Here is a 10569-nt window from a genome sequence, read left to right as displayed (position 1 = left end):
GCGCCCCGACAGCAGCTGCTGGCGGAAGCCGACGTCGTCCTCCTGCCCAAGCCTCAGCCCGAGGACCTGGCCGAGCTCCGGGACGGGCAGGTCCTGTGGGGCTGGCCGCACTGCGTCCAGGACCGGGCCATCACCCAGCTGGCGATCGACAAGAAACTCACGCTGATCGCCTTCGAGGCCATGAACCACTGGGCCAGCGACGGCGGCTTCGGCCTGCATGTCTTCCACAAGAACAACGAGCTCGCCGGCTACTGTTCCGTGCTGCATGCCCTGGCGCTGACCGGTTCCACCGGAGACTACGGCCGCCGGCTGAGCGCCGTCGTGATCGGCTTCGGGGCCACCGCCCGCGGCGCCGTGACGGCGCTGAATGCCCACGGTGTCCATGACGTGCAGGTGCTGACCAACCGCGGTGTTGCCGCTGTTGGCTCTCCCATCCACTCGGTCCGCATCGCGCAGTTCGACCATGACAGCGAGGCGCCGTTCCTGAGCGAGGTCATCACCGAGCGCGGGCGCGTGCCGCTGGCGCCGTTCCTGGCCGCGAGCGACATCGTGGTCAACTGCACGCTGCAGGACCCCAACGCGCCGCTGACCTACCTGCGCACCGGGGACCTGGCCGCCTTCCGGCCCGGCAGCCTGATCGTGGACGTTTCCTGCGACGAGGGCATGGGCTTCAGCTGGGCGAAAACCACCACCTTCGCCGAGCCGATGTTCAAAGTGGGTGACCACATCGACTACTACGCCGTGGACCACAGCCCGTCCTATCTGTGGAATTCCGCCAGCTGGGAAATCAGCGAGGCGCTGCTGCCGTTCCTCGAGACCGTGGTGTCCGGCCCCGAGGCCTGGGCGGGAAACGAGACCATCCGCCGCGCGATCGAAATCCGCGACGGCGTGGTCCTGAACCCGGATGTGCTGCAGTTCCAGCAGCGGGAGGCCGAGTTCCCGCACCGCCCCTTGGCGCTCTAAGGGGTTATTGCACGCCTCCCGGTTTTCCGCGACGAATTAGGACGGCCGCTGCGTGGATCCGCGTAGCGGCTGTCCTTTTTCGGTGCGGAAATCGGTCCGGACGATCCGCAGCAGCCGGCGCCGGTCCTTCAGGTCCACTTTGAGCATGAGCTGCCCGCGCCGGGCGAGGACGACGGCGACGGTCGCGGCAGCCAGCACCGGGACGCCGCCGGAGACGAGGACGGCGGTGTGCGGGTTCGCGTGCTCGGCCAGCCAGCCCATCATCGGGCCGCCGATCGCCTGGCCGCCGATCAGCACCATGATGTACAGGCTCATGACCCGCCCGCGGATGGCCAGGTTCGCGCTGACCTGGACCAGCTGGTTCGCGGCGGTCAGGAACATCAGGCACCAGAATCCGGCCAGCACCATGGCCACGCCGAACCACGCCATGGACGGCGCCAGGGAAGCCAGGCACAGCATGAGCCCGTACATTCCGGCGCCGAGCACCACGGAGCGCAGCCGCAGGGCGCGCCTCCGGGCCGAGGTGATCGCGCCGGCCAGGGCGCCGAGGGCCACGAGCGTGTTGAGCAGCCCATAGCCGCCGGCACCGGCGTCGTACACGTGGTCCGCGAACGCGGCCAGCAGCACCGGCAGGCTCATCGCGAACACCGCGATGAACCCGGCCATCAGCCAGGGCCAGTAGATGGTGGGCTTGCTGAGCGCATAGTCCAGCCCTTCCCGCAGCATGCCCGGGCGCTTGGCGGCCGGGGTGCTGACATGCAGCTGGTCCTTGCGCAGGCTCAGGAGCATGGCCACCGTGAAGCAGCACGCCACCGCATTGGCGGCAAAGGCCCAGCCGGCCCCCACGGCGGTCAGCAGGATCCCGGCGATCGCAGGACCGATCAGCCCGCCCAGCTGGAAAATCGTGGAGTTCACGCTGATCGCGTTTCGCAGATAGCCGGGGCCCACGAGCTCGTTCACGAACACCTGGCGGGCCGGCTGGTCCAGCACGGTCACGAGGCCCAGAACCAGCGCGATCGCGTAGATGTGCCCCACCTCAATCCGGTGGCTGAGCGCCAGGACGGCAAGGACCGCGGCCAATGCGGCGGCCACCGACTGGCACAGCATGAGGATCTTCCGCTTCGCGAAGCGGTCCGCCATCATGCCGGCCCACGGGCCGAGGAACAGCGACGGCAGGAACTGCAGGGCCACGGTGATGCCGACGGCGGTGACGGAACCGGAGAGCTGGAGCACCAGCCAGTCCTGGGCGATCCGCTGCATCCAGAGCGCGATGACGGCGACGAAGTGCCCGATCGCGAAGACGCGGAAGTTGCGGACCTTGAGCGAAATGAAAGTGTGGCGCCAAGGCAGAGGCTGGCTGACGACGGCGAGTGGTTGGGTGATGGTGTCCGGCAGGGAAGCTGCGTTCGCCTCTAGCGGCGGAGGGGGTGCCACGGAAAAGTCCTCAAAAGAGCGGGTGAGTGGGATGGACTTAACGCTAGGCTGGCCCCAAGAAATTATGGAAGCCTATTCCACGCATAACTCGCATTACAAAACGCAATGCAGGGTATGCGGCACCGATCCGGAGACCGCCATGTTCGAACCCGCCCAGCTCCGCTCGTTCCTGGCCGTGGCCGAAACCTTGAGTTTCACCAAGGCCGCCGAGCGCCTCGGCCTGGCCCAACCCACCGTCAGCCAGCACGTCCGCAAGCTGGAGACCGCCGCCAAGCGGGTGCTGATTGCCCGGGATACCCGGGATGTACGCCTGACCGACAACGGCGATGCCATGGCCGGGTTCGCCCGGAGCATCCTCGCCGCGCACGACTCCGCCGCCCGCTATTTCTCCGGCTCCGCCATGCGCGGCCGCCTGCGCTTCGGCACGGCCGATGATCTCGCCATCACCGGGCTGCCACGCATCCTCCGGGAGTTCCGGCAGATCTATCCCCAGATCAACCTCGAGCTGACGGTCGGGCAGAGCGACCAGCTCTACAAGCGCCTGAATGCCGGGCAGCTGGATCTGGTCTTCGTGAAATGGGTGGCCGGGGCCAAGGACGGGACCGTGGTCCAGCAGGACGCCTTCGCCTGGGTCGGTCTGGAGCAGACCGTGCTGGAACCGGCTGATCCTGTCCCGCTGATCGCGTACCCCTCCCCCAGCCTGAGCCGGAAGCTTGCGATCGACGCCCTGGAGGCCACCGGGCGCACCTGGCGGATCACCTGCACCACACGCCAAATCAGCGGCGTACTGGCCGCCGTCCGGGCCGGCATCGGTGTGGCGGTGATGCCTTCCTCCCTGGTGCCGGAGGACCTGAAAATCATCACCCGGCGCTTCGATCTGCCGCCGGTGGGCGACGTCGATTTCACGCTCATCCGCAATCCGCTGGCCAATACCGAGGTGATCGATGCCCTCACTCAGGCGATCGTGGGCCGGACCCTGAAGCGACCGTCCTGACGCGCGGGCGGTCCCGCAGCCAACGCTGATCCTGCCACGGTACCTACGGGGCGGACTACCCGGACCCGGGCAGTACTTACTTGACCATTGAACGGTGCACGTACTTCATCTATCCTGACACTACTTAAGATCCACCGTTCGAGGTCAAGCAGTGGCCCACGACAACGATTCGAATAACGAACGCTGTCCGTCGCTGACGCCCTGTGGCTGGCGTCGGAGCGTTCGGGATAGGCCGCCATTGATGCCAGCCATTAATCACCCCCGATTGCCCGCCCCCGCCGCCCACGCGACAAAATCCTCCCGTCAGGTAACCGCGCCGGCCCACCCCGCAGCGGCCATGCACCACTCGACCGCCGGAATGCAGCACTCGGCCGCGGTCCAGCACGCGGCCACCCCGGGCCAACGGGGAATCCGCCCGACTACCCTCGCAGAGTCCGATTATGTGGCCAGCCCGTACTGCGAACGCTGCGGCACGGACGAGTTCATTTACCTTGAGACCTTCGTCCCGGCCACGCATCGGAGGGACGGCTCGGTCAGCAAGCTCGGCGAGGTCACCTACTTCTGCTCGGGCTGCGACGATTTCTCCGCCCACGCGGTCCCTGCTTCCTGGGTCCCGCCGGGCTGGTACTTCGGCTAGCCCCGACTCCGCTTAGCGCCTTCGCCGTTAAACGCCGCCGCCGTGCCGCACCATATGGTGCCTGCACGGCGGCGGCGTTTTTTGGGTTTCAGGGTTCCAGCACGCCCGAGCCGGGGTTTTAGCAGCCCCGGGCTAGATCAGGGCGTCCGAGATGTGGTTGGGCGTGCCAAAGCGGTGCGCCGTGATGCTGATGGCCTGCTCGTGCAGGAACGGCAGCAGTTCCACGCGTCCGGCCTCCGTGACGGGGTGGACATACACCGCCAGGTCCGGGCGTCCGCCCGTGGCCTCGGCCAGCGCCTTGGCGTCCCCGCCAATCAGCCGGATCCGGGCGCCGGAAAGCTTGCCCGCCGCGGCGAGGGTGCCGGCGGAAGCGAGCCATTCGGCGTCGTTCTCAACAGTCGCGGCGATGCCAAGCCCGGACAGGACGGCGCGCAGCTGGGCGGGCAGTTCGACGGCGGTGGAGACCGTCAGGACGGACCCGGCCAGGACGCCGGCGGCGACGGTCCGGACGAGGCCGGCAAGCGGCTCGCCTTCCGCGAGGCGGACCGTGACGGGCAGAGCACGGTAGCGGAAGACGTTGCGTTCCGCGCTCAGGCCGGAGACGTCCTTCGCGGTGCCGAACTCTTCGGCCCAGGCGCGGGCGTCGGAGGCGAGCGCGCGCTGCAGCGGCGCGAGTTCGTCGGCGGTCAGGAAGCCCTTGGCGGCGTCCTCGATCCGCCGGACGCCGGCGTGGGCGGGAGCAGCGCCCGGGGTGCCGGCGGCGGTGCTGGGCTTGCTGACCCATTCGCCGAGGCCGACGAGGTAGTTCGGGCCGCCGGCCTTGGTGCCGGCGCCGACGGCGGATTTCTTCCAGCCGCCGAAGGGCTGGCGCTGGACAATCGCGCCGGTGATGCCGCGGTTGACGTAGAGGTTGCCGGCCTGGATGCTGTCCAGCCAGATCCCCAGCTCCTCGCTGTTCAGCGAGTGCAGGCCCGCGGTGAGGCCGTATTCGATCTGGTTCTGGATCGCGATGGCCTCCTCGAGGGTCTCTGCGGTCATAACGCCCAGGACCGGGCCGAAGAACTCGGTGAGGTGGAAGTAGGATCCGCGGCGGACACCGGAGCGCACGCCGGGGCTCCAGAGCTTGCCCGAATCATCGAGCTTCCGCGGCTCGACGGCCCAGGTCTCGCCCTCGCCGAGGGTGGTGAGGGCGTTCAGGAGCTTGCCGTTGGCGGGCTCGATGATCGGGCCCATCTGGCTCGCCGGATCCTGGGGGTAGCCGACCTTGAGCGAGGTGACGGCGTCGATCAGCTGGTTGTGGAAGCGCTTCGACTTCGCCACGGAACCGACGAGGATCACCAGCGAGGCGGCGGAGCACTTCTGGCCGGCGTGGCCGAACGCGGAGTACGCGACGTCCTTGGCCGCGAGGTCCAGGTCCGCGCTCGGGGTGACGATAATGGCGTTCTTGCCGCTGGTCTCGGCCAGCAGGGGCAGGTCCTTGCGGAACGAGCGGAACAGCTCGGCGGTCTCGTAGCCGCCGGTCAGGATGACGCGGTCCACGGCCGGGTGGGAAATGAGCTGTTGGCCGAGTTCCCGCTCGCCCAACTGGACCATGGTGAGCACGTCGCGCGGAACGCCGGCCTCCCAGAGGGCCTCGATCATGACGGCGCCGCTGCGGCGGGCCTGCTTGGCGGGCTTGACCACGACGGCGGAGCCGGCGGCGAGGGCCGCAAGGGTGGAGCCGGCCGGGATGGCGACCGGGAAGTTCCACGGCGGCGTCACGACGGTGAGCCTGGCCGGGAGGAAGGTGGCGCCGTCGACGTCGTCGAGCTTGCGGGCGGACTCGGCGTAGTAGTGCGCGAAGTCGACCGCCTCGCTGATCTCCGGATCGCCCTGGTCGATCGTCTTGCCGGTCTCGGAGGCCATGACCTCGAGAAGGTCCGCGCGGCGGGCCTCGAGGACGTCGCCGGCGCGGTGCAGGATTTCGGCGCGCTCGGCGCCGGAGAGTGCACCCCAGGCCTTGCCCTTCTCGACGGCGGTATCGATCACGGCATTCAGGGTCGCGGCATCGTTGATCGTGGCGGCCTCGACGGAGGCGTTGCCCAGTGTCGACGTCGTCACGCGGCCCAGGATGGCGCGGCCCCAGTCGCGGTTCGCGGGCAGCGACGGATCCGTGTCGGCAGTGTTCTCGAACGAGTCGTGCGGCAGCGGCGCGGCCGGAAGGGCACGGTTCTGCAGCCGGTTGGGGCCCGGGACCTCGTCGTCGAGCTTGGCGAGCGAGGCGAGGAAGCGCTGCTTCTCGCGCTCAAACAACGTTTCGTTTTCACTGAGTTCGAACACGGCGGACATGAAGTTGTCCTGGCTGGCGCCCTCTTCGAGGCGGCGGATCAGGTAGGCGATCGCGACGTCGAACTCGGCAGGGTGGACCACGGGCGTGTAGAGCAGGAGGGAGCCGACATCTTGTCTGACGGCTTCGGCCTGGCCCTGTGCCATGCCGAGCAGCATCTCGAATTCGATACTCTGCTGTGCGCTATCCGCGATGCCGCGCTGCTTGGCCAGGAGCCAGGCGAAGGCGATGTCGAAGAGGTTGTGGCCGGCGACGCCGATCCGGATGTTGCGGATCCGGTCCGGGTGCAGCGAGTAGTTGATGACCCGCTTGTAGTTGGTGTCCGAGTCCTGCTTGGTGCCCCAGGTGGCGAGCGGCCAGTCATGCAGGGAAGCCTCGACCTGCTCCATCGGCAGGTTGGCGCCCTTGACGACGCGGACCTTGATGGCGGCGCCGCCGTCGGCGCGGCGGGCGGCGGCCCAGTCCTGCAGGCGGATCATGGCGGACAGGGCATCCGGGAGGTAGGCCTGGAGCACGATGCCGGCCTCCAGGTTCTTGAACTCGGGCTTGTCCAGGATCCGGGTGAAGACCGCGATGGTCATGTCCAGGTCCTTGTATTCCTCCATGTCCAGGTTGATGAACTTGGCTTTCTGGCCAGTGGACGCGTAGGAGGCGGCGCGGGCGAAGAGCGGGGTGAGCTTCTCCACGACATGCTCGACGGCCTCGTCGAAGGCCCAGGCGGAGTGCGGGGCCACGGTGGAGGAGACCTTGATCGAGACGTAGTCGACGTCGGGCCGGGACAGCAGGGTGTGCGTGCCCTCGAGCCGGCGGGAGGCCTCGTGTTCGCCGAGCACGGCCTCGCCGAGGAGGTTGACGTTGAGCTTGATGCCGTCTTTGCGGATCTTGGCGATGGCCGGGCCGAGCTTGGCGTCGGTGGCGTCGACAATGAGATGGCCGACCATTTCACGCAGCACCCGGCGGGCGACCGGGATGACCACCTGGGGCAGGACCGGGGCCATGGCGCCGCCGAGGCGGACCGCGCTGCGCATGTACCAGGGCAGGAAGGCCGGGACCTTGGGGGCCAGTGCGGCGAGGTTGCGGGCGGCGACCTGCAGGTCTTCGGGACGGACGACGCCGTCGACGAACCCGACGGTGAAGTCCAGGCCGTTGGGGTCCTTCAGGACCCCGGCGAGCTGCTCGGCCGAGGCGTCGACGGGCACCTTTGCGGCCTCGGTGAGCCAGTGGCGCACGAGCGCGATGGTGTCCTCGGCGAGGGCTGCGGCCTCAAGGACCGTGGAGCCTTCCGAAACGGCGGCGTGCGTGGCGTCGTTGCCTGCGGCGTTTCCGGTGGTGGCGCCGGGCTCCGTGGAGATGTTGGTCATGGCTGAAACACGTTCTTTCTCAAAATGTGGACCTCTTACGAAACAGTATGCGACCGGATTTTCATAAGATAAAGCGAAGTTTTCTGAGCAATACCGGTTAGAAAAACCGATGCTTCCGGTCCCCGTCCGAACGTTCGGCAACCGCCCCGACCCTCCCGCACTTCTGGCACTTATTCAAGCGACGCTCCCGCACTTCCCGCACCGAACCGGCGAACCCTCTCCCAAGAGGTGAGAGAGGGTTCGCCGATATTGCACCGGACCTGAGGGAACGTCCGAATATTTGCTGCGGGAAGTGAGGGAGCGTTGGGTGGGGGTGGGGCGGCTAGGTCAGGGGGCGGTGCATCTCCACGATCTCCTCGTGCCGCGGGCTGTCCGGGTTCATCAGCGAGTGCCTGCGGCCGTACGTGAAGTAGATGATCAGGCCGACGATGAGCCAGACGACGAACCGCAGCCAGGTCTCCCAGTGCAGCTGGAACATCAGGAAGAGCGAGGCAAACACGCCGAACGCCGGAACCAGGGGCATCAGCGGCAGGCGGAACGTCCGCGGGGCGTCCGGCTTCTTGTACCGGAACACGATCACCGACACACAGACGACGACGAACGCGGCCAGGATGCCGATGTTGGTCAGGTCCGCGACGGCCTTGATCGGGAGGACGCCGGCCAGGATTGCGGCCCCGACACCGGCGATCCAGGTCACGCGCTGGGGCGTGCCGTGCCGGTCCGTCTTTGAGAACCAGCCGGGAAGCAGGCCGTCGCGGCTCATCGAGAACCAGACGCGGGTGACGCCGAGGAGGAAGGTCAGCATCACGGTAAGGATGGACAGGACGGCGAACACGGAGATGATCGTCGCGATCACCGGAAGGCCAACGCTGTTGAAGGCGGAGGCGAAGCCGGCCTTGGGGTCGATCTCCGTGAAGTTCTGCATGCCGGTGAGCACCAGGGTGGCGGCGACATAGAGCAGCATGGCGATGACCAGCGAGAGGATGATCGCCTTGGGCATGTGCTTCTTGCCGTCGGTGGCTTCCTCCGCCGCAGTACTCATGGCGTCGTAGCCGAACACCGCGAAGAACACCGTAGCGGAGCCGGCCACCACGGGCCCGAAACCGCTGGGGAAGAACGGGTTGTAGTTGTTGGTGTTCACGTAGAAAATGCCCAAGCCGATGATGAACAGGATCAGCAGCACCTTGATGCCGACGGCGATCAGTTCGAAGCGGCCGAAGGTCTTGGTGCCGCGGGAGAGGATCCAGGTCACGAGCAGGCAGACGAGGATCGCGGGAAGGTTGATGATGCCGCCGGTGCCTTCATCCGGCGTCGCGGTCATCCAGGCGGGCATATGGATGCCGATACCGGAGAGGAACGCGTCGAAATAGCCCGAGATGCCGATGGCCACCACGGCGACGATGGCGATGTACTCCAGCAGCAGGTCCCACCCGATGAACCAGCCGATGATCTCGCCGAGGGCGACGTAGCCGTAGGTGTAGGCCGAGCCTGCCCGCGGGATCATTCCTGCGAACTCCGCGTAGGACAGCGCCGCGGCGGCGGATGCCAGGCCGGCGATCAGGAAGGAGACGAGCACGGCCGGCCCGACTCCGGGCTCGGACTCGCTGCCGTGGGCCACAAGGCCCGCCAGGGAGAAGATGCCGACGCCGATAATGCCGCCGACGCCGATGGCCGTCAACTGCCAGAGCCCCAGGCTCCTGTGCAGACCGCTGTGTTTGTTTTCTTCCTCGATGTCGTCGATGGGCTTGCGCCGCATGATCGACTGTGACAAATCCCGTGTAGCCATGAGGGCCTCCTGCTTAGGTGCGGTGCCCATCACTCCACCCTGTGATGGGGCATATCGAGTGAGAACAGTATGCAAGCCCGGTTGCATTAGATAAAGTGAATTCTCTTAATGAATAACCGTCAGGATTCACAAAGGAATAGCGATGCTCGACGTCCGGCGTTTGCGACTGTTGCGCGAACTGAAGATCCGGGGCACTTTGGCCGAAGTGGCCGAAGCGCTTCAGTACAGCCCGTCGTCAGTTTCGCAGCAACTGGCCCTCCTTGAGAAGGAGGCCGGGGTGGAGCTCCTCCGCAAGACCGGGCGCCGGGTCCAGCTGACCCCGCAGGCCGAAGTCCTGGTGGCCCACACCTCCCAGCTCCTGGAGACCCTCGAGCAGGCGGAGGCGGACCTGGCCGCGTCGCTGACCACGGTCACCGGCACCGTGCGGATTGCGGTGTTCCAGTCTGCCGCGCTGGCGCTCATGCCGGACACCCTGACCAGAATGACCGCCAGCTACCCGGAAGTCAGGGTCGAAATGACCCAGCGGGAACCGGAGACGGCCCTTCACGAGACGTGGGCCCGCGACTTCGACCTCGTGATCGCCGAGCAGTACCCGGGCCACGCCGCCCCGCACTACGCCGAACTGGACCGCGTGGCCCTGACCCGCGACGCCATCCGGCTCGCCGTTCCGCCGCCCTCGCCCGACCGCGACCCCATTAGGACGCTGGCCGATACCGCGGGGCTGGCCTGGGTGATGGAACCCCGCGGAGCGGCCTCCCGGCACTGGGCCGAGCAGGCCTGCCGGAGCGCCGGGTTTGAGCCCGACGTCCGCTTTGAAACCGCCGACCTGCAGGCCCAGATCCGGCTGATCGAATCCGGAAATGCGGTGGCCCTGATGCCCGACCTCGTGTGGACCGGCCGCGGCACCAGCGCGCAACTCCTGGACCTGCCCGGGGATCCGCACCGTACGGTGTTCACCTCGGTGCGGCGCTCGAGCGCCAGGCGGCCCGCGCTGCTGGCGGCCCGGGAAATCCTGGCGGTGACGGCGGCATCCATCGTGCCGGCGGCGGCCGCGGGCCTCCTCGGCCC

General features: G+C 67.5%; 7 protein-coding genes. 4 read left to right on the top strand and 3 right to left on the bottom strand.

Annotated elements, in window-relative coordinates; genetic code table 11:
• Positions 1–963, top strand: a 963-nt coding sequence (locus Y706_RS23265) for a Rossmann-fold NAD(P)-binding domain-containing protein (protein WP_043434399.1), incomplete at its 5' end; no start/stop codon positions are given.
• A 36-nt stretch (positions 964–999) separates the two neighbouring features.
• On the opposite strand, the gene Y706_RS23260 is transcribed toward Y706_RS23265, so the two are convergent.
• On the bottom strand, positions 1000–2397 hold the full coding sequence (locus Y706_RS23260; protein WP_043434396.1) for an MFS transporter: 1398 nt from the start codon (positions 2395–2397) through the stop codon (positions 1000–1002).
• 139 nt (positions 2398–2536) lie between these two features.
• On the opposite strand from Y706_RS23260, the gene Y706_RS0102780 reads away from it, so the two are divergent.
• Positions 2537–3391, top strand: a complete 855-nt coding sequence (locus Y706_RS0102780) for a LysR substrate-binding domain-containing protein (RefSeq protein WP_028275371.1) — start codon at positions 2537–2539, stop codon at positions 3389–3391.
• Positions 3392–3632: 241 nt separating this feature from the next.
• On the top strand, positions 3633–4028 hold the full coding sequence (locus Y706_RS0102775; protein WP_243180521.1) for a hypothetical protein: 396 nt from the start codon (positions 3633–3635) through the stop codon (positions 4026–4028).
• Between the two features lie 132 nt (positions 4029–4160).
• Here Y706_RS0102775 and Y706_RS0102770 read toward each other — a convergent pair whose 3' ends face one another.
• Both Y706_RS0102770 and Y706_RS0102765 read right to left on the bottom strand, forming a co-directional pair.
• A complete protein-coding gene (locus Y706_RS0102770; RefSeq protein ID WP_028275369.1) occupies positions 4161–7715 on the bottom strand; it encodes a proline dehydrogenase family protein in 3555 nt (1184 codons plus the stop codon).
• A 322-nt stretch (positions 7716–8037) separates the two neighbouring features.
• Positions 8038–9501, bottom strand: coding sequence for an amino acid permease (locus Y706_RS0102765; RefSeq protein ID WP_028275368.1), 1464 nt, complete (start codon positions 9499–9501; stop codon positions 8038–8040).
• A gap of 142 nt (positions 9502–9643) precedes the next feature.
• On the opposite strand from Y706_RS0102765, the gene Y706_RS0102760 reads away from it, so the two are divergent.
• On the top strand, positions 9644–10569 hold a 926-nt coding region (locus Y706_RS0102760; protein WP_028275367.1), incomplete at its 3' end, for a LysR family transcriptional regulator.

Source organism: Arthrobacter sp. I3 (assembly GCF_000520575.1).
In the GTDB taxonomy this organism is placed as follows: Bacteria; Actinomycetota; Actinomycetes; order Actinomycetales; family Micrococcaceae; genus Arthrobacter; species Arthrobacter humicola_A.
The sequence above is the reverse complement of the archived record's forward strand: the minus strand, read 5'-3'. Positions and strand labels throughout refer to the sequence as shown.